The organism is Nostoc sp. DedQUE09 (assembly GCF_034530915.1).
GTDB lineage: Bacteria > Cyanobacteriota > Cyanobacteriia > Cyanobacteriales > Nostocaceae > Nostoc.
On record NZ_JAVRCE010000048.1, the window covers coordinates 20,387 to 46,574 of the forward strand.

Annotated in this window: 20 protein-coding genes and 1 pseudogene; 10 read left to right on the forward strand and 11 right to left on the reverse strand. The window is 40.9% G+C overall.

The window, feature by feature from the left end:
• Nucleotides 1–67 precede the first annotated feature (67 nt).
• Nucleotides 68–1,687, forward strand: a complete 1,620-nt coding sequence (locus RMY27_RS24995; protein WP_322667572.1) for a glycosyltransferase family 39 protein — start codon at nucleotides 68–70, stop codon at nucleotides 1,685–1,687.
• A gap of 267 nt (nucleotides 1,688–1,954) precedes the next feature.
• Here the strand turns inward: RMY27_RS24995 and RMY27_RS25000 are convergent, their stop codons facing one another.
• The 3 genes and pseudogenes from RMY27_RS25000 to RMY27_RS25010 all read right to left on the reverse strand — a co-directional run bounded on the left by RMY27_RS25000 (nucleotide 1,955) and on the right by RMY27_RS25010 (nucleotide 3,918).
• Complete coding sequence (locus tag RMY27_RS25000; protein ID WP_322667573.1) at nucleotides 1,955–3,133, reverse strand: hybrid sensor histidine kinase/response regulator; 1,179 nt, start codon at nucleotides 3,131–3,133, stop codon at nucleotides 1,955–1,957.
• Between the two features lie 175 nt (nucleotides 3,134–3,308).
• Nucleotides 3,309–3,440: pseudogene (locus RMY27_RS35605) on the reverse strand (ATP-binding protein); the annotation flags it as partial.
• Between the two features lie 283 nt (nucleotides 3,441–3,723).
• A complete protein-coding gene (locus RMY27_RS25010) occupies nucleotides 3,724–3,918 on the reverse strand; it encodes a hypothetical protein (RefSeq protein ID WP_322667575.1) in 195 nt (64 codons plus the stop codon).
• Between the two features lie 330 nt (nucleotides 3,919–4,248).
• On the opposite strand from RMY27_RS25010, the gene RMY27_RS25015 reads away from it, so the two are divergent.
• A complete protein-coding gene (locus RMY27_RS25015) occupies nucleotides 4,249–4,746 on the forward strand; it encodes a GNAT family N-acetyltransferase (RefSeq protein WP_322667576.1) in 498 nt (165 codons plus the stop codon).
• 68 nt (nucleotides 4,747–4,814) lie between these two features.
• Here RMY27_RS25015 and RMY27_RS25020 read toward each other — a convergent pair whose 3' ends face one another.
• The 5 genes from RMY27_RS25020 to RMY27_RS25040 all read right to left on the reverse strand — a co-directional run bounded on the left by RMY27_RS25020 (nucleotide 4,815) and on the right by RMY27_RS25040 (nucleotide 11,120).
• On the reverse strand, nucleotides 4,815–5,432 hold the full coding sequence (locus tag RMY27_RS25020; protein ID WP_322667577.1) for a class I SAM-dependent methyltransferase: 618 nt from the start codon (nucleotides 5,430–5,432) through the stop codon (nucleotides 4,815–4,817).
• Nucleotides 5,433–5,577: 145 nt separating this feature from the next.
• Nucleotides 5,578–8,046: an EAL domain-containing protein gene (locus RMY27_RS25025; protein ID WP_322667578.1), complete on the reverse strand. Its 2,469-nt coding sequence runs from the start codon at nucleotides 8,044–8,046 to the stop codon at nucleotides 5,578–5,580.
• 21 nt (nucleotides 8,047–8,067) lie between these two features.
• Nucleotides 8,068–9,105, reverse strand: coding sequence for a sensor histidine kinase (locus RMY27_RS25030; RefSeq protein WP_322667579.1), 1,038 nt, complete (start codon nucleotides 9,103–9,105; stop codon nucleotides 8,068–8,070).
• A 77-nt stretch (nucleotides 9,106–9,182) separates the two neighbouring features.
• Nucleotides 9,183–9,611 (reverse strand): response regulator, encoded by a 429-nt coding sequence (locus RMY27_RS25035; protein ID WP_194042586.1) that lies wholly within the window; start codon nucleotides 9,609–9,611, stop codon nucleotides 9,183–9,185.
• Between the two features lie 15 nt (nucleotides 9,612–9,626).
• The gene (locus tag RMY27_RS25040; RefSeq protein ID WP_322667580.1) at nucleotides 9,627–11,120 is read right to left on the reverse strand and encodes a sensor histidine kinase; all 1,494 of its coding nucleotides are present in this window, start codon (nucleotides 11,118–11,120) and stop codon (nucleotides 9,627–9,629) included.
• Nucleotides 11,121–12,224: 1,104 nt separating this feature from the next.
• On the opposite strand from RMY27_RS25040, the gene RMY27_RS25045 reads away from it, so the two are divergent.
• From RMY27_RS25045 to RMY27_RS25070, 6 genes are all read left to right on the forward strand, one after another.
• A complete protein-coding gene (locus tag RMY27_RS25045; RefSeq protein WP_322667581.1) occupies nucleotides 12,225–12,512 on the forward strand; it encodes a Mo-dependent nitrogenase C-terminal domain-containing protein in 288 nt (95 codons plus the stop codon).
• A gap of 169 nt (nucleotides 12,513–12,681) precedes the next feature.
• Nucleotides 12,682–13,353: a response regulator transcription factor gene (locus RMY27_RS25050; protein WP_322667582.1), complete on the forward strand. Its 672-nt coding sequence runs from the start codon at nucleotides 12,682–12,684 to the stop codon at nucleotides 13,351–13,353.
• 314 nt (nucleotides 13,354–13,667) lie between these two features.
• On the forward strand, nucleotides 13,668–14,636 hold the full coding sequence (gene arsM / locus RMY27_RS25055; RefSeq protein WP_322667583.1) for an arsenosugar biosynthesis arsenite methyltransferase ArsM: 969 nt from the start codon (nucleotides 13,668–13,670) through the stop codon (nucleotides 14,634–14,636).
• Nucleotides 14,637–14,873: 237 nt separating this feature from the next.
• Complete coding sequence (locus tag RMY27_RS25060; protein ID WP_322667584.1) at nucleotides 14,874–15,839, forward strand: inorganic phosphate transporter; 966 nt, start codon at nucleotides 14,874–14,876, stop codon at nucleotides 15,837–15,839.
• Between the two features lie 43 nt (nucleotides 15,840–15,882).
• A complete protein-coding gene (gene arsS / locus RMY27_RS25065; RefSeq protein ID WP_322667585.1) occupies nucleotides 15,883–16,890 on the forward strand; it encodes an arsenosugar biosynthesis radical SAM (seleno)protein ArsS in 1,008 nt (335 codons plus the stop codon).
• Entirely contained in the window at nucleotides 16,890–17,660 is a 771-nt protein-coding gene (locus RMY27_RS25070; protein ID WP_322667586.1) for an SDR family NAD(P)-dependent oxidoreductase, read from the forward strand. The genes arsS and RMY27_RS25070 overlap by 1 nt, the downstream gene beginning before the upstream one ends.
• A 118-nt stretch (nucleotides 17,661–17,778) precedes the next feature.
• On the opposite strand, the gene RMY27_RS25075 is transcribed toward RMY27_RS25070, so the two are convergent.
• Nucleotides 17,779–18,699: an alpha/beta hydrolase gene (locus tag RMY27_RS25075; RefSeq protein WP_322667587.1), complete on the reverse strand. Its 921-nt coding sequence runs from the start codon at nucleotides 18,697–18,699 to the stop codon at nucleotides 17,779–17,781.
• Nucleotides 18,700–19,003: 304 nt separating this feature from the next.
• On the opposite strand from RMY27_RS25075, the gene RMY27_RS25080 reads away from it, so the two are divergent.
• Entirely contained in the window at nucleotides 19,004–19,894 is an 891-nt protein-coding gene (locus RMY27_RS25080) for a 1-acyl-sn-glycerol-3-phosphate acyltransferase (RefSeq protein WP_322667602.1), read from the forward strand.
• A 4-nt stretch (nucleotides 19,895–19,898) separates the two neighbouring features.
• Here RMY27_RS25080 and RMY27_RS25085 read toward each other — a convergent pair whose 3' ends face one another.
• Together RMY27_RS25085 and RMY27_RS25090 are read right to left on the reverse strand one after the other, a co-directional pair.
• Complete coding sequence (locus RMY27_RS25085; protein WP_322667588.1) at nucleotides 19,899–20,195, reverse strand: hypothetical protein; 297 nt, start codon at nucleotides 20,193–20,195, stop codon at nucleotides 19,899–19,901.
• Nucleotides 20,196–20,374: 179 nt separating this feature from the next.
• Entirely contained in the window at nucleotides 20,375–22,015 is a 1,641-nt protein-coding gene (locus tag RMY27_RS25090; protein ID WP_322667589.1) for a hypothetical protein, read from the reverse strand.
• 87 nt (nucleotides 22,016–22,102) lie between these two features.
• Between RMY27_RS25090 and RMY27_RS25095 the strand changes: the two genes are divergently transcribed.
• Entirely contained in the window at nucleotides 22,103–25,450 is a 3,348-nt protein-coding gene (locus RMY27_RS25095; protein ID WP_322667590.1) for an alpha-mannosidase, read from the forward strand.
• Nucleotides 25,451–26,188: the final 738 nt, after the last annotated feature.

A 26,188-nucleotide genomic window follows, 5' to 3' on the forward strand; every position in this document is an offset into this window, starting at 1 on the left:
TTTGAGACTCATAAAGTTGTTTCGTTAAAGTAGATAATTGTTGTACAAGTTATTGTGAAATTTAGTTATGCGGCATCTCCAACTTGCTCCAAATAGGTTGCAGTTTCTTATTGTCGTTTTGTTAATGGTGGGTATATTTTTTCGTTTTTTTAACCTTGACCGTAAAGTTTACTGGCACGATGAGACTTTCACATCATTGCGAATTTCTGGTTATACGGCAAATGAAGTTAAGCAGCAAATATTTAATGGTCGCATAATTAATAAGGAAAGTTTTGCCAAATTCCAAAGTCCCAATATGGAAAAAGGCTTACGTGACACAATTAGATCTTTGGAGGTAGACGATCCACAGCATCCACCACTGTATTATATAATTGCTCGGTTTTGGGTGGGAATCTTTGGCAATTCAGTAACGGTAATTAGAAGTTTATCTGCCTTCATCAGCTTGCTGATTTTTCCGAGTATTTATTGGCTGTGTCGAGAATTATTTAAAGCATCGGCATGGGTATCGGAGGTTGCGATCGCACTCATGGCAATCTCCCCTATTCACTTAATATATGCCCAAGAAGCACGAGAATATATTCTCTGGATAGTGACTGTATTACTATGCAGCGCTTCATTACTACGAGCATTACGGTTAGAATCAAAAGATCGAGTACTACGCATATTAAATTGGGGAATGTATGCAGTCACTTTAATGCTTAGTCTCTATACATTTTTGTTCAGTGGATTTGTCATGGTTGCTCATGGTATTTATGTAATTGCCACTGCGAAATTTAAGTTTACGAGAATAGTAAAAGCTTATCTATTAGCATCTTTAGCAGGATTGTTAGCTTTTACACCTTGGATAATAGTTATAATAGTTAACTTGTTGCAATTAAAAAGTTCAACAGCCTGGACAAAAAGACATTTACCCTTAGATGTTTTAATTAAATCTTGGCTTTTACAGTTAAATCGGATTTTTCTTGATTTAAATTCAGGCTTTGAAAATCCGTTTAACTATGTAATTACGCCATTGTTTTTAGTTCTTTTTGGATATTCTATTTATTTTATTTGTCGAAAAAGTAACTATAAAATCTGGTTGTTTATCGTCACGCTGATTATGATTCCTGCATTACCTTTAATGCTACCAGATTTACTTTTTGGGGGTATACGCTCACTTGCCGAACGTTATTTATTAATTTCTTATTTAGGAATTCAACTAGCTGTTACTTACTTACTAGCTACGCAGCTACATAATAAGAGTTTTGTACGCCGGAGAATCTGGCAAATAATTATGGGACTAGTGATTATTTGCGGGCTAGTTTCTTATGGAGTGAGTTCTCAGGCTGAAACTTGGTGGAGTAAGGTTATTAGCTCTGGTAATCCACAAGTTGCAAAAATTATTAATCAGGCTACTCATCCACTTTTGATTAGTAATGATTCTGGTATTAATTACGGGAATGTCTTTTCTCTCAGCTATCTTTTAGAACCAAAAGTGCAGTTCCAATTAGTAAAAGACCGTTCTATACCCAATATTCCGAATGGGTTCACTGATATTTTTTTACTAAATCCTTCAGATAGCTGGCGCAAGCAAATAGAAACAAATTATAATTATAAAACGTTTGTTGTATATGGTGACAATAATTACTTGCTCTGGAAAATAGAAAATCCACGTAGCAATGTATTGTTTGAAAAAATTAGAACTTAGCCAAAACTCGCTGTAGGTATGGACAATTCATGTAAGCAAATTTGCATTTTATAGAAAAGATACTTTATTGCCCCTACCTAGAAATCATTCTTCTCGACTATTATTTACGTAATTTTATATTAAAAAATATTTCCATACATCAAAAGATATATGGAAATATTAGACTTCTTGCAAAAGTCGGGGTAAAGGGTAAAGAAACTCAAAATCCTTTCCCTTTAACCTTTTTCCTTTTCCCTAAGAGTGCAAAAATATATTTTTGCGAGAGGTCTATTGTAGTGGCAAAGTGACAATTACAGTTGTACCAACACCTTGCTCACTTTCTAATTGAATATGACCACTATGTAACTCCACACATTTTTTAACTATAGTGAGTCCCAGTCCTGTTCCTTGAATTACACCCACATTGCTGGCGCGATAGAAGGTTTGGAATAAATGAGTTTGGTCTTTTAAAGGAATGCCCATTCCCCGATCTCTGATCTGGAAAATTGCGAGGCGATCTTTGCAAATCAAATCAAACCAAATAGTGTCATTCTCAGGGGAATATTTGATAGCATTGGATATCAAATTGGTTAAAATACAATTTAGTAGGTCTTCATCCATTTGGACTTGGGTCGATTCACCTTCAAAAGTAAAGATAATGCTGTGTTTACTACCTGCATTTAGTTGAAGAATATCTGTGAGTTCGCTACAGAAATCTTTTAAATTTAAAAGTGTAGGTTTGTATTCGAGTTTAGCTGCTTCCGTTTTACTTAAGAACAATATTTCATCTAAGAGATTAAGCATCTGGTTGATAGCATTTTGTATTCGAGCGAAATATTTAGTTCTTCGGCCATCAGTTAGTTTATTGCTATTGTATTCAAGGATATCTACAGCCGTCCGAATCGTAGTCATAGGGGTGCGGAACTCGTGAGAAACCATTGCTACAAAGCTTGACTTTAACTCGTTGAGTTCCTGTTCTTTTGCCAGCGCCTGACGGGTGCGTTCTTCACTCTCGCGTAGTTGGTTGAGAATTTCGCTTCTTTCAATGGCATAGCGAATGGCACGTACTAACCGTTGTATAGTAATTTTATCTTTAACTAAATAGTCTTGCGCTCCTTCTGCTAATGCTTGCAGTGCTAAATGTTCATCATCAACACCTGTTAATACCACAACTGGGATATCAGGTACTGCTGCCCTAAATTTTTTCAACGTGTCCAGTCCAATAGAGTCTGGAAGGCCGAGATCCAACAAAACTAGATCGAATCTGCGTTGCTTTCGACTCTCTATCTGAGAATTATCAAGGGTAGACGTAGAATTTTCCCTGCTAGCTTCTATTGCCTCAGATAACCGTTCAACATGTAACATCTGCCATTGTTCTTGATCTGAATTTAAAAATATCCGGCGTAGCAGATGAGCATCACTTGCACTATCTTCTACTAATAGAATGTGAATTGTGAGCTTTTCCATAGTACAGGGTTATATCAATTTGTTAGATAATCACCTGATTTCCTATTTTTTAGATAGGGATAGGAAGAATCCGCTTAACAGAAGGTTAGTAAGCGCTTATTAGATATATATATCAAGATACCTTAATTTGCGTTGACGGTAAGATAAAATACTGTTCCTACGCCCGGCCCGGTTCCTACTCAGCCCAGATGCGACTACCATACCGCTCAACGATCTTTTTGTAGATAGCTAGACCAATGCCTGTACCAGAAAATTCTCGACGAGTATGAAGACGGCGGAAAACCTCAAAAATTCGCTCAAGATATTGAGACCATTATCCTGAGCGATCGCTATATGTAAATTACTAAGAGCTAGACTGAGGGCAGTATCATAGTCAACGAGAACAAATTCCTGACCGCGAGTACCCACACGAGAATAAACATAGCTGCGGTAAGCTACGCTAACGCACCAACGTAGAAACAATGCAAATTTTGACACAAAAAGCAAGTGGAGATGTAGTGTAACACCACATTTCCACTCTAAATTTACTGTATTAGGGTTACAACAAAAGACCCCACGAGATGATTAAAAGTTGGGAAGGTTCAAATCAATTAACGTGACTCAGTTCCTTGATTGGGGCTACCTGCTACACCATCGTTTTCTGGAGCTTCTGGAGTAGCAGTGGATTTAGCATCACTCTTTTCTGCATCACCAGTTTTGCGGATACTTTCGTCGATAGGGGTTTCGGCGTCAGGAGAAGCAGTAGACGCAGGTTGTTCATTATTAGATTTTTGTTGTTCAGCCATGATTACATCCCTTATTATTTATCTTTGAGATTATCTTAAAAAATTAGGAGTATGAATGCATCTATCCAGATATAGTTATGGCTGATTTCTACCTCTATCGGAAGTATTGTTTAGTATTACTCATGTATGCTGAAAAAATCCAGAAATGTAGAGTTATTTAACCTTACAACCCTTCTTATGGCTAAGGGAGAACCTGGAACGGGTTTTATGTCTTAGAGGATGTTTGAAATTGCCTTATTGATAGTTGCCAGGAAATAGCAAGCGATCTGAGTCTGGCTAGGCGAATAATATGGTGTGATGATGGTGATACAAACTATCAAAGTCTAATTAATGAACCAGAACAATCTATCGTTACCATCTGGGTGTATGCTTCGCAAGGCAACCTCTGCGGATCAGTGGTCGATTCGATTGCTGGTATTTTCAGCCAAACTTGACCCAACTCAATTAAATTGGCAGCAATTTTGGGTAATTGAATGCAATGATAATCTTGTAGCTTGCGGACAACTACGTAATTTCTCGGGGGCACAAGAACTTGGTAGCTTGGTCGTTGCATCAGCTTGGAGAGGTCGCGGTTTGGGTAGTTTACTAACGCAGCATTTGATTAATACAGCAACGCAACCACTTTATCTGGAATGCTTAGGTCAACGACTGGTACACTTTTACAGTCGCTTTAACTTTGTGCCAATATCTTTTGAAGACTTGCCACAATTTCCCAAGACAATAGGCTTATCTACGCTTAAGAGGAAATTTAGATTCTCACAGTTAGCTAAAAGGCTGCTCAAAGTTCCTGTGGTATTTATGGAATATCGAGGTCAGACTAATTCGTAATTTAAGATATCCACAACAAGGCTTAATACAAGATGTTTCCAGCCTTTTACTCTTTCCTATTCCCTATTTCAACTTAGAGGTTTAGCAAAAATCGTTAGTAAGACAGGGCCTAGTAAATAATGGTGATTCAAACACAATAGCCCAGCAGAGGAGCCAAGAAGCTGACGTTGATTAGGGCTGTAGAGTCTAATTCCACGGGGAGAGATAGGCAATAATTGAGGTTCTGTCTCTTTTTTGGAAGTAATATCAACCAAATAAAAGCGTCCCCCAGGAGAAAGTACGCGTGCGATCTCACTAACCACTTGTTTAGGTTCCAAATAGTGCAAGAAGCTGATAGTACTGAAAACAGCATTAAATTGACCATCAGCAAAGGGAAGAGACTCAGCTTTGCCCTCAATATAAATTAAGTGTGGACGGTGGCGGTTGTTCTGTCTTGCTACCCGCAACATATTAGCAGATAAATCCAATCCGGTAGCTCGTAGATTGGGAAACTGAGTAGCAAGGCGCGCAAGCAAACGTCCAGTGCCACAGCCTATATCAAGTACATTTGCTGGCTCTGGTAAATCGATATACTCCAGCAATCGTTGGTGAATGGCTCGATAAAACACTGAAGGAAAGAACCAATCGTAACTCGATGCCCATAGGTCAAAAAGTAGCTTTTTGTGATTGAAAAAGTCATCAGTCATTAGTTTTCGCAGCTTTCTTAAAGCTTGATGCTTTTTGAGGGTAAGTTTAGCTGCGCCTCCAAGAATTTGCTTAACAACACAAATTAACTATAGCGGTTCTGAATTGGTTGTAATATCGGGCTTTTGCCGGGTTAGTTACACGAAGCTAACTAGGTTCAATGCCAGATAAAATCAATGTTTCTACCGACTTGTTATCGAGGGGTTTGGAGAAAAAATATCCCTGTGCATATTTGCATTTCATAGCTCTAAGTTGCGTCAGTTGCTCTAGTGTTTCTACGCCCTCTGCTATGACATCTATATTTAGACTCTTTGCTAGAGCGACGATCGCTTGAACAATCTCTAAGTTTTCTCCATCAGCACCGATCTTAGCAATAAAGGAGCGATCGATCTTCAAGGCATTACTGGGAAAGCGATGCAGATAACTCAAGGATGAATAGCCGATGCCAAAATCATCTAAGTGTAATTGGATATTCATCTGTTGCAGTTGCAAGATCATAAAAGTTGCTAATTGAATATTCTCCATAAGTACGCTTTCGGTAATCTCCAGCTTTAAACTGCTACTTTCCAAACCAGTCTCTTGGATAATTTGGTTAATTTTCTCAATCAGGCTAGGTTGGGAAAACTGCTTAGTGGAAAGATTTACACTAATTGTCAAGGGTGGATCAGTAGGAAATTGTACTTGCCAAGCACGCATCTGCCGACAAGCCTCGCCTAGTACCCAATAACCAATAGGGATAATCAGCCCAGTTTCTTCTGCCAGGGGAATAAAGTTGTCTGGAGATACTAATCCATGTTGCGGGTGCTGCCAGCGAACGAGTGCCTCGAAGCCAATAATTTTGTAAGTTTCTAATAAAACAATTGGCTGGTAATAAACCTGAAACTCCTGGCGTTCAACTGCCCGTCGTAGATCCATCTCTAACTCTAATAGCTGCGTTACTTGGGTGTACATGGTTGAGTCAAATATCTCATGGCGTGCCTTACCCAATGCTTTAGCGCGATACATTGCAATGTCAGCATCGCGCAAAAGTTCCTCCGGTCGGTTATAACTACCCTTGCTCAGAGCGATGCCAATACTGACGGTGGTAAATACCTCGTACCCACTGAGTTGGAACGCAAATGTCAAAGCTTCGTGTATCCGCTCGACTACGTTGATTACGTCATTGGCATTTTGGAGATCGTCAAGCAAAATTGTAAACTCATCTCCCCCTAGACGGGCAACTGTGTCTCCAGCACGTAGGCAATTTTCCAATCTACGAGCAAGGGCAGTTAGTAGTTGATCGCCAATCATGTGACCGAGACTGTCGTTGATAAATTTGAAGCGATCTAGGTCTAGAAAGAGAACAGCGAATGTATAGTTCGCGCGTCGTTTTACCTGCATGAGCGCACGCTCTAGCCGTTCCATAAATAAGGCACGGTTTGGCAGGCCGGTTAGCATATCATGAAAGGCATCATGAATTAATTGTGCCTCCGCAAGTTTTAGAGCAGTAATGTTGCGAGCGATACTTAAAACAAAATATACTGAACCATCGTTAGCTAGTTCAGGGACAAGGCGGGCATGGTAATGTTTTGTTTGCTGACCGATCGCTAAACTGCATTCAAACTCCGTTTCTTCCTTGGTTTGGAAAACTTGCCCAAGCTTGCGATCGCATATAAGACAAAATTCTTCTGGCAGACTTAACTCTGCGTTTGTTTTGCCAATAAATGTTTCGGCTGATATTCCTGTAACTTTTTCAATAGCTGGATTAACGTAAACGTAGCGCAATTCAGTGTTAAATCTGGAAATAATATCAGGTGCATTTTCAACTAGTGCTTTGAATTCTTGTTGGCGACGCGCGAGTGCCTCCAGAATTTCGTTGCGTTCGGTGATATCCTGAAAGACCAAAACTGCACCCGTGATGTTGCCGTTGTCATCTTTAATTGGTGCAACACTATCATCAATTGGGATTTCTGTACCGTTTTTAGCAATAAGTATCGTCTGTTCTGGTAGACCGACAGTAACGCCAGACTGAAGGACTTTCTTTACAGGACTTTCAATTTTTATACGAGTTTGTTCATGAGCAATATTGAATACTTCTGCTGCTTCTTTGCCAAATGCATCTGAATAATTCCAACCCGTCAGTTCCTCCGCAATTGGATTCATAAAAGTTACAGTTCCAGCTTCATCGCTAGTAATTACAGCATCCCCAATACTTTTAAGTACAGTAGTTAGCCATTGTTCATTCTGTTTTAATTTTCTTTCCGTCCGATGTTTAGAAAGGGTAATTTCAATCGTGAACTTTAATTCTTTTTCTTTGAAAGGCTTGAGAATATAGCCGAATGGCTCTGTCACCTTTGCTCGATTTAATGTTGATTCATCTGCATTAGCAGTAAGATATATTACTGGAATATTAAAAAGATTATGAATTATCTGAGCGGCTTCCACACCATCCATTTTTCCTTTAAGGTGAATATCCATTAAAACTAAATCAAGAGAATCATCTGCTGCTTTCCTAATTGCTTCTTCTCCCGAATCGGCAAGTGCCATAACACTGTATCCAAATTTTTTGAGCCGATTTTGTATATCCATTGCTACGATGATTTCATCTTCAACAACTAATATATTTACTGGATTCATGATTTTGTTTAACTTATAAAGTTAGAAATTTTTAGTTGGGAATATAATTTTATACTCTACTCCATTGTTACTGGTAAAGTCGATATTGCCTTGGAGCTGATGTATTAGACCTTTGACTAATCGTAAACCTAATGATTCTGTAGCTTGAAAGTCAAAATCTTGGGCAAAACCGACACCATTATCACTGATATTAAGTGTAAATAAATTGGGTTGTATAGAGCAAAAGTCAATACAAATTTCTCCCGGTTCTCTTTGGGGAAAGGCATATTTTAGAGAATTTGAAATAAGTTCATTGATAATCAAACCACAAGGAATAGCTGCATCAATGGCTAGAAAAACCTCCTCAACGTTCATTTTCAAGGTAATATCGCTGGAATTAACGTTGTATGAATAAAATAAATTAGTTACTAAATCTTGGATATAGTCGGCAAAATTAATCTTGGCCAAGTCTTGAGATTGATACAATTTCTCGTGGATCAGAGCCATTGATTCAATCCGGTTTTGGCTATCTTTGAATACCTCAAGGGCTTGATTGTCCTTGAGATATTCTGCTTGCAGGTTGAGCAGACTAGAAATAATCTGCAAATTATTTTTTACCCGGTGATGAATCTCTTTCAATAGCACCTCTTTTTCTTGAAGCGATGCTTTAATCTGCTCCTCTGCTTGTTTACGCTCCCATCTCACCTGTGCCTCGCGCAACTCGCGGGCAACAGCAGGGGTAAGCCGTGCTAGATTGCCTTTGATAATGTAGTCATGGGCACCAGCTTTCATCGCGGCTACTGCGGTATCTTCACCAATAGTTCCTGAGACGATAATGAATGGCAGGTCAAGTCCACTTTCCTTGACCTGCTTCAATGCAGCAGGGGCGCTAAAGGTGGGCATGGAATAATCGCAGATCACGATATCCCATGTTTGCTCTGCGATCGCAGCTTTCATGGCTGTGGGTGTATCAATCCGTTCAAAGGTTACTTCGTAGCCACCATGTTGCAGTTCACGCAGCATCAACAAAGCGTCGTCTTCTGAATCCTCAACAAGTAATACGCGCAGAGGTATACCCATGTAATTCGTAATTCGTAATTCGTAATTAAGAAAGTCAGCCTTACGTCTATAACCTGATTTTGGAGGATTGGTAGAAGCTATATCCTTGGTGGTGATTCGTTTAAGACAAACCAGTACAATCCTAGTTGTCGCACTGCTTCACTGAATTGGGAAAAGTCTACTGGTTTGCGAACATAGCTGTTGGCTCCCAAGCTGTAACCATTGATTAAGTCTTGCTCCTCTTTGGAGGAGGTGAGAATGACGACGGGAAGGATTTTTGTCCTGTCGTCGGTTCGTAGCTGTCGCAAAACTTCCATACCATCCATTTTAGGCAACTTCAAATCTAGAAGGATGAGATTCGGCATCACGCTCATGTCGCGATCGGCATACACACCTTTACCAAAGAGATAATCTAGGGCTTCTACCCCATCGCGTGCCACCACCACCTCGTTCAAAATATTGTTTTTCTTGAGTGCGCGTAGGGTTAGCGCTTCATCATCAGGATTGTCTTCTACAAGTAAAATCATGGTCTATTCCTCTAGTTAAAGGGTGAAGTAAAATGTTGCGCCTTGCTCCACTACGCTTTCTGCCCAAACACGGCCACCATGACGGTGAACAATGCGCTGTACCGTAGCTAGTCCGATACCAGTACCTTCAAACTCAGTCATGGCGTGTAGGCGCTGAAAAGCACCGAAGAGTTTGTCAATATAGGCCATATCGAAGCCTGTGCCATCATCACGGACAAAATACACACGGGTGTCATCTTGCTGTAAAAGCCCAAATTCTATCCGTGCTTTTTGATGTTTTCCTGTAAACTTCCAGGCATTACCCAGCAGGTTTTCTAGCACAATCCGCAACAGATGAGTATCACCATTAGCAACCAATCCCGGCGTAATGATAAACTCCACTTGGCGTTCTGGTTGGGTTTTGTGCAAGTCTGTAGCGATCGCCTCCACCAGTGCGCTCAGATCGACCTTTTCGTAACGCATCTCACTACGCGTTAATCGTGACAGATTCAATAAATCATCGATCAGTTGTGCCATTCGCTGGGTGGCTGCACGCACTCGTTGGAGGTAGTTTTGACCTAGTGCGTCCAGTTGATCAGCATAATCTTCTAGTAGTGCTTGACTAAAGCCGTCGATACTCCGCAAGGGGGCGCGCAGGTCGTGAGACACAGAATAACTAAATGCTTCCATCTCTTTATTAGTGGCTTCGAGTTGTGCTGTGCGTTCTGCAACTCGCTGCTCAAGCTGGACGTTCAGACGCAGAATCTCTGACTGTGCCTTTTTACGCTCATTAATTTCAGTTTGCAATTCTTCGTTAGTGTTTCTCAGTTCGGCAGTCCGTTTGTTAACCTCTATTTCTAATTCATCGCGAGCCTTTTGCAGAGAATTTTCCATCCGTTTGCGTTTGACGAGTTCCTGATTGGTGATTGTGGCTGCTAAACCGACGACCGCAGAAGCGATAATGCTGCCAAAAATAGTCAGCAAAGTTGTTTGATGAGCGCTGGCATTTGCCTCCATTGAACGCTGTTTCAACAACTCATTTTCTTCATTTTCCATAGCTGTAGTCAGCATTCGGATGTCCTCCATAATCTGCTGACCCCGATCTGTCTGAACTATTTGCAACGCGGACTCTAAGTTTTTGCTCCTAGCGTTAATCGTCTGTTCAATCAAAACCAGTTTTTTAGTTATCAGAGGTTCAAGGCGATCGAGCCGCCGCTGTTGATTTGGATTATCCGCAGTCAATTGGCGTAGAGCCTGAAGTTTCTGAGCAATCTCGCCAGTTGCAGTGCGATAGGGTTCCAGATACCGTTCTTTGCCGGTGAGAAGATAGCCTCGTTGTCCAGTCTCTGCATCTTTGATCTCTGACATGACTTCTTTTGTCCTTTCAAGCACCTCCCGTGTATGTGTTACCCAGTGAGCGTTTTCTCTATACTGAAGCAAACTAAGATACGAGATGATGCCAACACCAGTCATAATTGCGACTGCTATTACAAAACTGCCCGTATTCTTTTTGTAAATAGCCCATTCCATTTTTTACCTTCCTAGTTGAAAAAGTAGCTGCTGACTAAAGTGGTAAAAACGGTGAGCCAGCTTTTCTACGAGGGCTGCGCCAATATGACGCTTTGCGATCGCAGCGTTAGCGCCGTGCCGTTAGGAGCTAATTAGCTCTAATAAAGGATATCTATAATTAGTTAATGATTGTGACCGTATATTTTCTGAGACATGAGAAGGCAAATAATAAATTTTGTTAAATTATTCAGTATATTTTTGCAGACATATTCACGAGATTTTCGCTTGCATAAATTATGCTAGTGTGCTAAAACACTCCAGTGATTGCACTTAAAAACCTTTATTTATATTAGCTTGATATTAAATTGATCAATAAATACGTAGGCTAAATAGAAACATAAAATACTGTCAGTAATCTGAAAAATTTTGCATCGTTAAGGGATTGATCTGAAATGTTTATCAAATAGTGGCAATTTGCCCAAAAGCGTTGTCCTGTCTACATTTTTACCCTGAAAATCGAGCTTCTCTATTAGAGGATGTTTGAAAAGTCGTGATTGATGTATCAAATATTTTTTACCCCTCCCTAACCCTCCCCGTATGTATTGGCTACCGTGTACACACAAGTCAAATTACCCCCCTTAATCCCCCCTTATAAAGGGGGGAAATAAGAAATCTAGTTCCCTCCCCTTTCTAAGGGGAGGGTTAGGGTGGGGTAAAACTGACATGAAAAACCAAGTGAGTAAACTATTTCAAACTTGTGTGTACACCGTAGGTATGTATTGGGGGAGGGAACCGGATTTTTTTTGTTTCCCCCCAATACATCGGGGGGACTAAGGGGGGTAACAACGCAATTAAAATCACAGTCAAACACTTTTCAAACAACCTCTTAAGAAAAGGTTAGGGGGTTAGGTTTTGGATGGGTTTGTCAATATGAAGTGAAAAGTGAGGACAAATTATCGGGAACTGTAGTATTTGAATGTGTAGTTAATAGTACTCCTTCTCGCTCTGTAGAGAATCAAAGAAAAAGTAATAAATGCATAAAACTACAAAAGCGAACTGTATTTATTTATAGAGGTTCAAATACAAAAAACTCAATCTAGTTTGAAATTATCAAGGTAAAAAATTATGACAAGCTTTATTCAAGTTCACTCACACAACGATCTACTGCACCCAGTCCGCGAGTGGTTGGAAACTATAGAAATTCATAACTCCAAATTGGCTCATTTCCTATGCAAAGCTATTCCTGCTCAATGTCCCTTTGAACGAGACATCACACTGTTTGGTCGGAAGCTATTACATATTCCACCTATGTGTAAATTAAATCCTCTATACGAGGAAGTGGTTAGTTTGCGTTTTAGAGCGCTCTGTTATCTCGCCGATAAATGTGGTGAAGATATCACAGCTTATTGCTGATAGCCAGTTGGATTGTTCTTCGATCGAACAGCGATCGGTAGTTGCAGATTTACGGTTGTTACTTACTCAGGTTTATACTAAGCTAACGTACACCTAATTAGATGTTTGGCTATTAAGTAGCTGGCACTATTGTTGCTTCCCGTATCCTGCTGAAATTATTAAGATCATCATGACGCACATCTTACTGATTGAAGATGAGGTCAAACTGGCACGATTTATCGAATTGGAATTGAATTATGAAGGCTATCAAGTCAGTATTGCCTACGATGGATTAACTGCACTCACCGCAGCAAGGGAGTTGCATCTGGATTTAGTAATTTTAGACTGGATGTTGCCTGGGTTGTCGGGGTTGGAAATTTGCAGCCGCTTGCGGAGCATATCTGAGAAAGTGCCAATAATCTTATTAACCGTCAAAGATGAAGTAAGCGATCGCATTGCAGGTTTAGACACTGGTGCTGATGATTACCTGGTTAAACCCTTCAGCGTTGATGAATTATTAGCTAGAGTTAGCGCTCGCCTACGAAGAAGCAACCAAGCATACGCAGATGTTTTAGAATTTGAAGACCTGAGTTTAAATCGTCGCACGCGGGAAGTGTACCGAGATCGGCGGTTAATTGAGTTAACTGCTAAAGAATTTGATTTACTAGAATATTTACTCGCCCATCCGCGACAGATAATTAGCTGCGATCGCATTTTAGAGGAAGTCTGGGGTTATGACTTCATGGGCAATGCTAACATCATTGAACCTTACATTAACTACCTGCGCCTGAAACTTGAAGCCAATAATGAAAAATGTCTCATTCAAACTGTGATCGGTGTTGGCTACACATTGCATGATTAAACCTCTTGCAAAAAGCACTTTTGCAAGAGGGGGAAAAGGGTAAAGGTTAAAGGGGAAGGGGACAATACAGAATTTTTTCGCTTTTTCCGATTTATGCAAGAAGTCTATTGAATTGGGGATTGAGGGGAGACAAGCGAAAGACTTTTCAATAATTCTTCCTTATTCCCTCAGTCCCTTTTGCCCAAAAGGAAAAAGTTTAAAAATAGCAAACTTTGGCGTTTTTGGCAATCTCCACAAAAACTCATCCAACTTAGAGTTAATTATATTAGGATGCACAAAGCTATCATCATCCAAAATCTAAAACTCAAAGTGGCATGACCTATCTAGAAACAGCAGCGCAGTTCTACCGCGAAGTTGCCCAAACCCCGCAAGTTGGACTTTGTTGTGTACAAAGTACGCCCCTGCAACTACCAGGATTGAAAATTCCTTTGCCAATGCAGGAAATGAATTATGGTTGTGGCACCACTGTTCACCCCACCGAACTAGGAAACCAACCTACAGTGCTGTACGTCGGCGTTGGTGGCGGCTTAGAAGCGTTGCAATTCGCTTATTTTTCCCGTTATGCAAGTGCTGTAATTGCCGTTGAACCGGTTGGGGCCATGCGGGAAGCAGCAGCACGTAATTTGGAAATTGCTGCTCAAGAAAACCCCTGGTTTAACACCAGCTTTGTGGAAATTCGCGAAGGTGATGCTTTTAATTTACCTGTTGCTGATGCTAGCGTTGATATCGTGGCACAAAATTGTCTTTTCAACATCTTTGAACCAGAAGATTTAACTCGTGCTTTAAAAGAAGCATATCGGGTGTTAAAACCAGGTGGACGTTTGCAGATGAGTGATCCAATTGCTACTCGTCCGATTCCAGCACATCTTCAAGAAGATGAGCGGCTGAGAGCCATGTGTTTATCAGGCGCACTCACATATCAAGAGTATACTGAAAGGATTATAAATGCTGGTTTTGGTCAAGTTGAAATTCGTGCCCGTCGTCCTTATCGCCTACTAGATTCCCAGACTTATAATTTAGAAGAAAACCTACTTTTAGAAAGTCTGGATTCAGTCTCATTTAAAGTTATCATTCCAGAAGATGGTGCTTGCATTTTCACTGGAAAAACAGCAATTTATGCTGGTTCTGAACCCTTCTTTGACGATTTGGCAGGTCATATACTTCAGCTAGGTATTCCGGCTGCGGTGTGTGATAAAACTGCTGCTAAACTTGCTGCTAGTAAGCCAGCAGAAATAATTGTTACCGATTCAACCTGGCACTATAGCGGTGGTGGCTGCTGTTAATTTCTTAACAAAGAATTCAGGACTCAGAATGGGCTAAACGCCCCGCTACCGCTAACAGAATAATTCTGTACAACTGGGTAATATAGCGTTTACTAATCACATGAGGTACATCATATTCCCCTCCTCGCTTGCGGGGAGGGGGTTGGGGGTGGGGTTCTTGTACCTCACTCAACTGAGAACCGCTGTAAATGCACAATTTGAATTCTGGATTCTGACTTCTTCTTTATAAACTCCGAAATGTTGTTAATAAGTCTGTTTTTAGCTACGCTTTTTTTAGCATATTCAAATGGAGCAAATGATAATTTTAAAGGTGTAGCGACGCTGTTTGGTAGCCGAACTAGCAGTTATCAAACAGCAATTTTATGGGCAACTTTTACAACTTTTGCTGGTGCAATAACTGCGACTTTTTTAGCAGGAGCATTAATTAAAAACTTTTCTGGAAAAGGAATATTACCTGATGCAATCGCTAATTCTCCAGAGTTTCATCTTGCAGTTGCGATCGCTACTGGATTGACTGTAATCATTGCTAGCCTCATGGGGTTTCCCATTTCCACAACTCACAGTTTAACAGGTGCGTTGGTTGGCGCTGGATTAGTTGCGATCGGACTACAAGTTAATTTTGCAGCTTTGGGAACTTCCTTTGTTTTGCCTTTATTACTCAGTCCAATCATTGCTATTCCCTTGTCCGCAGGAATTTACAGCTTATCTGGCTATATTAATTCAAAATGGCATCTACCAGTCAACCAAAAAATGATTGATAGTTGCCATTTTTTCAGCGCTGGAATTGTCAGTTTTGTTAGAGGATTAAATGATACTCCTAAGATTGTTTCACTGCTCCTAATTATTGAGTATTTCTCGATTCAGGGAGGAGCGATCGTGATAGCGATCGCAATGGCACTTGGCGGTTTACTCAACTCCCAAAAAGTTGCAATAACCATGAGCGAAAAGATTACCTCAATGAATCATACTCAAGGCTTATCAGCAAATATATTAACTGGGATTTTGGTGATTGCAGCTACTCGGTTTGGGCTTCCAGTGTCTACCACTTACGTTTCAGTTGGTTCGATTTTTGGTGTAGGATTAATTAGCAAGAAATCTAAATCTAATCCGCGTGTTTTTTATCAGATTCTACTATCCTGGATTTTAACTTTACCAACTACTGCAATTATTAGTGCAATAACCTACAGATTATTGCAAAGTTAGAAAAATTGAATATTGTTGTGCAATTTTTTAGGAGTAGTAACTAATGCAAAGTCAAGCAAAAATTATCCGAGATACAGCAGTCACAGCCTTTAAAAATAAACTCAGTTCACCTTTGACAAAAAAAGGAATTACTGTTTTACAAATTAATCTAGGTAAGCGTTGTAATCTTGCCTGTACACACTGTCATGTCGAAGCCGGGCCAAAACGTACAGAAGAACTTTCTCCTGAAATTTGCGAACAATTGATTTCACTAATCCATAAATTTCCCGAAATTAAAATTGTGGATTTGACTGGTGGCGCACCTGAAATGAATTATGGATTTAAGCCACTGGTAGAAGCAGCAAAAGCAACTAGTAAACAAGTTATTGTCCGGTCTAATTTGGCGATTTATTTTGAAGATGGATTTGGTGATTTACCAGAATACTTTGCTAAACACCAAGTAAGAGTTGTAGCTTCTTTACCCTGTTACCTAGCAGATAATGTTGATAAAATGCGCGGTACTGGTGTTTTTGATAGTTCAGTCAAAGCTTTGCAGTGGCTTAACCAAATGGGCTATGGTAAAGACCAAAACTTAATTTTAGACTTGGTTTTTAATCCCCAGTTACCCACCGATGAAAAATTTTCTTTAGCTCCCGAACAGAGTAACCTAGAACGAGATTACAAAATGTTCTTACAAGAACATTTTAATATTGCGTTTAACAACCTCTTCACCTTTACCAATTTACCAGTTGGTAGAACCAAAATGCATTTAGAACGGAGAAAACTATACACCAGCTATTTGCAGTTTTTAGAGTCGCATTTTAATCCCAGCACAGTTGAACATTTAATGTGTCGCGATGAACTTTCAATTGACTATCTGGGCAATGTATATGATTGTGACTTTAACCAAATGATGAATTTGCCTGCAAAAACTCGCAATGGTGAAACTTTGACAGTTGGCAAATTGTTAGAAGCTGGCAATTTAGACCTAATTAGTGAGGTACAAACTGCTGCTTATTGCTATGGTTGTACTGCTGGGTGTGGTTCTAGTTGTGGTGGCGCTTTGCTCTAATGTCTTTTATCGATGAAATTAATCCTGTCAATGCTTTGATTGTGGGAGCCAGCCAAGGTATTGGTTTGAGTTTTGTGAAAAAATTGCTACAAGATCGCAGAATAGCTAAAATTTATGCAACTTCTCGTCAACCAAAATTGGCCTCAGAGTTAATAGCTCTTGCAAACGAATATCCTGAGCGATTAATTTGTTTGGAGATGGATATTACTGACGAGTTACAGATTATTGAAGCTGTTCAAAAAATACATACTCAAGTTGACAAACTGCATTTGGTAGTCAACTGTGTAGGACTATTACATGAAGATACTTTGCAACCTGAAAAAAGCTTAAAACAGATCAATTCAGAAAATTTGCTGCGCTACTTTCAGATAAATAGTATTGGTGCTGTCTTACTGGCTAAACATTTATTGCCTCTGTTTCGTCATGGAGAACGCAGCGTGTTCGCCACTATTTCTGCGAAATTGGGCAGTATTAGCGATAACCAACTTGGTGGATGGTATGGCTATCGGGCTTCTAAAGCAGCACTCAATATGTTGATGCGAACTGCGGCAATTGAGTATAAAAGAAGTTGTCCGAAAGCATTAATAGTAACATTGCATCCTGGTACAACTGATACCAGCCTTTCTCGTCCTTTCCAAAGAAATGTCCCTGCGGAAAAATTATTTTCAGTGGAACGTACTGTTACCCAATTATTGGCCGTCATCGAACAGCTTCAAGAAGGCGATAGTGGACACTTTTTCTCATGGGATGGGAGCAGATTACCTTGGTAATTGCGTTACGCTGGTGCTAGTGAAACTATACGATATAAAGTTCAGGTACGAGTTAGTTACTGACTGATTATTGGAGATGTGGCTTAATAATTTTGGCGCATTAATGAGTATTAGACTGCTAATAACTGGGAAATTCTAACTCAGCGCTTCCCCGTCCTAACTGCACTACCTCAGATGGTAGGTGTCGCTCCAACCAATTTTCTAAATCAGCTAGTACCTCGCGATAATTGAGGTCACTCTGAATCTCATGATAGGCTTCTGGATACTCAATTCTCAGCTTATCTGTACAGTTTACCCGTTGGCAAAAGATGTCGCTTCCTGCTGGCAAAGCAACTCGATCCGCGCCACCGTGGAGAATCAGTAATGGTAATTGCCAATCACCTGCATGAGCATTAATCCAATCAACTGTTGCAAAGAATTCTGTAGCCAGACGGGCAGTAGCAAGGGTATGTCGCAGTGTATCCTGAGCGATCGCAGCTAAAATCTGCGGATCTCGTGAAGCAGCGCTGATGTCAATACCTGTATTTAGGGTGAAACGCGGCCACACCTGTGAGAGCATTTTTCCTAAAAGTACCCGAATCGGTGAAACCCCAACTTTCCCCAAGGTCGGCGCAAGAGCGATCGCACCCTGCAATAATGATGCTTGTTGGGGATAGCGCAGAATGTAATCTAAGACAATCACCGCGCCTAAACTGTGACCCAAGAGAAAAACTGGATATCCAGGATTCTGAGTCTGAATTAATTGTAAAAAGGCTCCCAAGTCTTCACGAAACTCGCTCCAAGCGTTGATATAGCCTTGCTGACCCGGTGAGCGTCCATGACCGCGCAAGTCTAAGGCGTAGACAGCGTATTGCTTGGGTATCAAATGCTCAATTACATTAATGTAGCGATCGCTGTGCCCTCCGAGTCCATGCACAATGGCTAATATTGCCCGGACTTTACCCTCTGGATGCCAGCTTTGATAATACAGTTCAAGTCCTCCAACACCCTGGAATTTGCCTTCTTTATGAGAAGCTAGGCGATCGCTATGGTCAATCATAGGGTTAATTTTTTAGGTATTTCCCAGCAAGCTACTAAAAAGTCAACATCTAAGAGAGTAATTACAGTTAATTGAATTACCCTCATGTAGTTAAAATATCCTGAAAATGATTCCACAACTTCTAACCGTGGGTTGGTTAATAATATGACCTCAATAATTACGATTATTTTATGAATTCAAAGAGGGTATTATCAAAAGTTCTTCTAGGGAATCTGTTCGGCAAGACCTAGCTGATGGGGTAACTTCCAATTCAAAATCTAGCCATCAGCAGGAAGATAATACACAATTAGAAGCTTTGCCACCCTTGAGTGCTGCCGCAATCAAGCGAGTAAAAGAGGGTATAGCTGCGGCTAGTGATCGCGCTGTTCGGCAGATTATCGAAAAAAGTCTCAATCGCCTCGAAGCCATTAGTCAAGGGCATTCCGAACCTAGAGCCAACTCCGGGCTGCGTCGCTTTGTGATGCGATCGCTCATCCATTCCTTTTTCAAAGTAAGGGTCGAACACCTCGAAAGGATACCTCAGAAACCTGCAATTCTAGCAGTCAACCATCTCCACCACATCGATCCCTTACTCCTTTTAGCTGAACTCCCCACCCAACCTTACTATTACATCCTGGGTGATGCCCGTACCCTCTATAACAAGTGGTGGAAGCGCTTCACCCTGGATTTTGCAGGGGGCGTTATTCCTTTAGAACGGGTGTGGAAAGAAGAAATTGCTGTCATAGAAGCGGCTAAAGCAGGAAGGCAAGATTTAGTTGAGCTAGCCGCAGCAATTAAACAAACAGTACCCACAGGGGAAGATATGCATACACTGCGACAAATAGACCGGATTATTCTGGCAATTTTGACTCGCGGGGATGGGATGATTCTTTTTCCCGAAGGAAGACTAGGAACTGCTGAGGCTCAATTGCATCTCCCTTTGAAGCGCGGGACTGTAATTTATGCCTTGCGAGCTGGTGTACCGATTATTCCAGTTGGGCTGATTGGAACTCACGATCTCTATTTGGGAAAAGAGTTAACAATTCGGGTAGGCGAACCATTATACTTTACCCAAACAACCAGACCAAATCGCCAGGAAGTAAACATCGCTTTAGAAAAATTGCAAAATGCAATGTTGGCTCTTTTGCCAACTGATTACTCTGAACCAACCGGATTAAAGCTATTACGTTATTTACTCAATCATATATTGTGGTAATAGATTATTGTTCTAAAAAGTTTGTAACTTTGAAATTTGATGTTCCCTCCCAACAGTGGTTCAAAAATGCGTTTACCTGGGCATCTGCTGCATCAGCCGATTCCCTAGATGCATTAAATTGTACTGCTGTCACAATGTATTCAAAGATAATTACAAACTGCTTTTGGGGTGAAATTCTTTCGATTACAATTGTTTCACCTATCTTCGGGATTTGAGGCAGATTTACCACAAACGTCTCAATTTTCGGTTTATCTAATGGATTTTTGAAATTGAAATATTTACAGTAAACAATAATTTTCACTTAGACAACCACCAACAACATTATAGATAATCCAAATTATCCTGAAATTGAAAAATTGTTACTATTATAATAGTTTATTCAAAAATATCTGCCAGTTTATACCAACTCTCCAAATCAGGCTACAGATGTAAATCTAGAAACCCAGATGCAATCTGACAAATCTTAATTACGAATTAGTATTATTTTCCTTGCCACAGCTGCCGCAACGACTGAAAAACCTTTACAAATCTTTCTTCTAGCCAGACCATAACATAATCAAGCCATTCCAGAAGTTGCTCTAAGGGGTGCTTTTCATAGCCAGTTGAAGTTGCTGTGGTTTCTATCCAGTCTGGCTGCGCCTCAACTTCACTGCTTTGGTGAAATTGCTGTTGCAAAATTTCCCCTTTACGACTCTCGCTTTTAGTTTGGGAAATACGAGTTTGAGTTTGTTTTACAGAGGCAACTTTTCCAGATGTTTTTTGACTTGAAGTAAGATTACGACTTGGTTGTTTTCTTTGTACCAAACCAGATCCAAATTTAGGTTGTTTTACACTCAAATTCTTTTGTGGAAAATGCCTTCTCGATAAACTTGGGGCTAAAGCAGGATTTATCCCTCCAGAAAGTGTAACTGGCTTGTCAGCAACGGTTTTGGTGTCACCAAATAAATCATTCCATGTTAGCCAAGGATCGTCTGTGAAATCCTGGTTCTCTCCCAGAGGGCTTTTGGATAAGGCTTTTCTCAGGCGTGACGAGAAGAGTTTACCTGGCAATTTCTCATTACTAGTTGTTGTCTCAAGTGTTTTTCTATTACCAACACCAAAAAAGTAATTAAGTGCCGCCTCAATCAAAGCCTGAAAATTCTGTGAATGAGTTTCTAAACCATCAGCGGTAAAGGCAATTTCTCCTTTAGCAGCTAATTGCTCTTTGCCATAAAGAAATATCTTTAACTGAGTTTGGGCAACTTGGACAATTTCCTGGCTACGTTCTTGCACTGGGACTAAAGCATTCGATTCCAACTTAGCAATGGTTATATCTAGAAATGCTAATAATCTATCTGTATTGAGTAAATCTTTTGGTATACTCTCGGCTAAAACTGGAATTTTAGCTGGATTTACGTCAGTGAGTTTTGCTAATAATCGGTCAATTTGTGGTAATAGCTGCGTTTCTTTTTTAGCTACAATCAAACGCCAATACTGCCAGTAATTAGCAATTTCGTTAATAATTCGGTCTTCTAATTTTGCCTGTTGTTCGGGTGTTAAAATATCTAGAATTTCATTGTCGGCAGTAACAAGTACTAAATTTCGACTCATCAAATTTGTGGCAATTCCTCGCACTATTGGAAGACGCTGTTGAAGGGCATTGTCTAATTGTGAAGGGTTGAGACTGACAGCTTGATTAACCGTAATATTTGATGATTGAGTAAGATTAGAGTTCTTTTCAATGAATTTCAGCTGAAAAACCCCTAATAAAGCCAAGGGATTGAAATGTTCAGATGCTTTCGTAGAAGTGGAGGTGGGTTCATCTGATGATAGGTAATTGACTGCCTCTAGTACATTTTGAATGGGACTATCAGCATCGGGTAGAGTTTCAGGCTGGAAATCGGTATCATTTGGTTGTAACTTGAATCTAGTTTGTGGTTCTTTAGTATGTAGCGTTTTCCCAGATGATTCAGATGACTGAAACAGTAGATACACTGGGTAAAGTAGTACCTCGACACCCCACTTAGTGGCGACTTGCAAATGCCGGAAGGTGTGTTCCCACTGTTGTGTCACCCGCCGAGATTGCTGGTGGACAAAGTTAAATAGTCTGCTTTGATAACGACCAGAGGAACCAGAAGACATAGTAGTAATTTTTTAGTTCAAGTCTTGTTAAGTTGTGAGACTCGCGCCAAACAATAAAAACGACCAACACCCCATCTTAGCGAATATATGACCCCGACTGTCTCTCAATCCCAGACCAAATTTATCTCACAAGCAATTGAGCAACTGCGCTCTTTTTGTCAAGTTAATCTTCAGTCTACGTGGCTATATCAGGAATCTGACCTAGTTATTACTGATGTTGTAGCTGCTGATTTGTCTCATTGGCAACCTGCCCAGTTGAATGCTAAAGAACATATTGCTTGGACGGGTGGGAAAAAAGTGCTATGGCTAGTGCAAAGATTGGTGGTTCCCCAAGATTTACACGGTTATCCCTTAGCGGGATTATCTTTGCGGCTGGCGCTGGTTTGGTGGGCGGATTCTGCTGAGATTTATGTAAATGGCGAGTTAGTGCTGGAGGGTGATTTATTTGATTGTTCGCCGAGAGTGCTTCTGTGTCAGGGGGTGACAGCAGGGGAAGAATTCACTGTGGCTTTGCGGTTAGTCAGTCCGGGACATTGTGATGGTGCTTTAGTGCGATCGCTCCTAGTTTATGAGTCTTATGTTGATAATAATCCCGATCCAGGTTTTGTGGCTGATGAGTTAGCTGTGGTGCAACTTTATTTAGAAAAATTTGCGCCGGAGAAGTTGGATGTTTTGGCGGCGATGGTGGGGGAGGTTACGAACCGCAGACGCGCAGAGGGCACGGAGGAAGAGAAGGGAGAGTTGGTAAAATCGTTTTTATCTCTACGCCAAAACCTAATTCAATCCGATATCTTAGCCCCCCAATTGATCGGGGGTTGGGGAGATCAAAAATCTAAAATTTTCTTGTTGGGTCATGCTCACTTAGATTTAGCATGGCTATGGCCTGTAAGTGAAACTTGGAATGCGGCGCAAAATACTTTTGAGTCGGTTCTGAAGTTGCAAGCAGATTTTCCTGAGTTAATTTTCTGTCATTCAAGTCCCGCACTTTATGCTTGGATTGAAGAACATCGCCCGGATTTGTTTAGGGAAATTCAAGCACAGGTAGCCGCCGGACGTTGGGAAGTTGTCGGCGGAATGTGGGTGGAACCAGAACTCAACCTAATTGCTGGTGAATCAATAGTCCGTCAGCTACTGTATGGTCAGCGCTACATCCAGGAGAAATTTGGCAAGTTTTCAACTGTGGAATGGGTTCCAGATTCTTTTGGTTTCTGTGCAACTTTACCGCAGTTTTTCGCTAATGCCGGAATTGAGTATTTTGTGACGCAGAAGTTGCGGTGGAATGATACTACTAAATTTGATTATGGGGCTTTTTGGTGGCGATCGCCTGATGGCAGCGAAGTCTTTAGTTTGATGTCTGCACCCATCGGTGAAGCTATAGACCCTGTTAAAATGGCAACTTATGCTCTTGAGTGGCAAACCCAAACTAGTTTACCAGAATCCCTCTGGCTTCCCGGTGTCGGCGACCACGGCGGCGGCCCCACCCGTGATATGTTAGAAACCGCCCAACGCTGGCAAAAGTCACCTTTGTTCCCAGACTTAGAATTTACGACGGCTGAAAAGTATTTACAGCAAATCAGTAAAGGAAGCAGGAGGCAGGTGGTCACTGAGCGGCTTGCCTTGAGCGAAGTCGAAAGGAGTCGAAGTGAGGCAGAAGGCAGAAGACAGGAGACGGGAGGCAGTAGTGATGATTCTCCCTTATTCCCTACTTGGAATGACGAACTATACTTAGAATTTCATCGCGGTTGCTATACTACCCACGCAGATCAAAAACGCTGGAATCGTCGTTGTGAAAATTTATTATATCAAGCTGAACTATTTGCTACCTTGGCAACTATAAGCTGTGGTTTGACATATCCTAAAGCAGAAATTGAAGCAGCTTGGAAACTGGTGTTATTTCAACAGTTTCACGATATTTTACCTGGTTCTTCAATTACCCAAGTTTACACAGATGCGTTGCCCCAATGGCAGCAAGTGGAACAAGTGGGAACGAAAATATTACAGGAATCACTTTTAGCGATCGCATCTCACATTACCCTATCAGAACCACCAAAACCTGATAGTCTACCTATTTTTGTTTTCAATTCTCTTAATTGGCAACGTTCTGAGGTAATCTCTGTAGCCTTGCCCACACCACCAACAACTACCCAAGAATGGCAGATTTACGATGCTTCTGGAAACCAGCTAGTCTCCCAACTATCTGAACCATCAACCCTACTATTTCTCGCCACCGAAATTCCACCCGTAGGCTACCGCATATTTTGGCTTTCCCCTTCACTCTCCAGTCCAGACGAAATTAATCGCCTCTCTCCCTCATCTCCCCCACTGTTTTCAGACTGGATTTTAGAAAATGAATTCTTGCAAGTTGTTATAGATCCCGACACCGGAGATTTATCAAGTGTTTTTGACAAAACTTATCAGCGAGAAGTTTTGAGTGGGGCGGGGAATCAACTGCAAGCTTTTAAAGACAGTGGGCAATATTGGGATGCCTGGAATATAGACCCCAATTATGCTCAACATCCCTTACCCTCAACAAATCTTCAATCTATTCAGTGGTTAGAACAAGGCCCAGTGCAAAGTCGTGTACGCGTGGTGCGTCAGTTGGGTGAATCGGAATTTTGCCAAGACTATATTCTGCAAGCTGGTTCACCTCTGCTGAACATCGCTACAACTGTGAATTGGCAAGAAAATCATGTCTTAGTGAAAGCTGCTTTTCCTCTAAATATTGAAGCCGACTTTGCTACTTATGAAATTCCCTGTGGCGCGATTCGCCGCCCAACTAAACCGCAAACCCCCGCAGAACAAGCAAAATGGGAAGTTCCTGCTTTGCGTTGGGCTGATTTAACAGCAGAAGAAACACAGACAAATACTGCAATCCCAAATCGTTATGGTGTCAGTTTGCTCAATGATTGTAAATACGGTTATGACAGTAAACCAAATCAACTCCGCCTAACACTGCTACGCAGTTCTAATTGGCCAGACTCAAAAGCTGACCGAGGTTTTCATGAGTTCAAATATACCTTGTATCCTCATGCTGATAGCTGGGAATCAGCCCATACAGTACGGCGTGGCTATGAATTGAATATACCGTTGCAAGTGATATTCAATTGGCCACTGGCTAAACCCTCCCCTACCGCTATCGGCACTATTGAAGGAGTAAGTTTTCTAGATTTATCAGCTGAAAATTTAATCTTGATGGCCTTGAAACCATCTGAAGATGATCCACAGCAGTTAATTCTGCGATGTTATGAATCTCACGGAGAAACAGCCGAGTTATCTTTGCAAAGTGATTTAGGTTTAAATCTCGAAAATACAGTAGATTTATTAGAGCGTTCCGCTAGTAGTGAATTTGCATCTCAGCAACAAATTTTGATGATACAACCTTGGAAAATCGCCAATTTCAAAGTGATACCAGCGATTAATCGCAGACTGGAGTGAGCCACTATAGTTAATAGACTTCTTGGCATTTGTCGGGGTAAAGGGGAAGGTGGGGCCCCCTCTGGGGATAAGGGGCAGGGGAAAAGGGTAAAGAAACTCAAAATCCTTTCCCTTTAACCTTTTTCCTTTTCCCTAAGAGTGCAAAAATATATTTTTGCAAGAGACTCCATAAGCTGCGCTCACAAGGAACAATGAAAATGATCTTGGAACGATTTTGCGTTGTTTCAGCCTCTATTTTCAAGGCAGGTTTAATGTTTAGTGGTTACTAACCATTAGACATCTGGTGAAATTAAATATGTGTTATCTAAAACCCTTGTAGAGATGTAGCAGTCCGTCTCTACATTCTTTTTCACTAGATTTCTATTAACAATTGGCTTATTTATAGCGTTTACTAATCACATGAGGTACATCATATTCCTCTCCTCGCTTGCGGGGAGCAGGGTGGTTTCATACAACCAGAGAAAAACTAAAACTGGGTTTCAAAGCCTCTCTCCGTTTCGGGGAGAGGTTTGGAGAGGGGTAAAAAGCCATGCTACAAAACAAGAAATCAAGGCTTATGTATTTTTCTTTTTTCGTATGAAACCACCCTGCCCTCTTCGCTTGCGGGGAGGGGGTTGGGGGTGGGGTTCTTGTACCTCACTCAACTGAGAACCGCTGTATATCATTAGCCCTCAATAGACATCTTTAATATTATGTTTGCGTAATCAGTCATGATTCCCCTAATCATTGCACCCCACA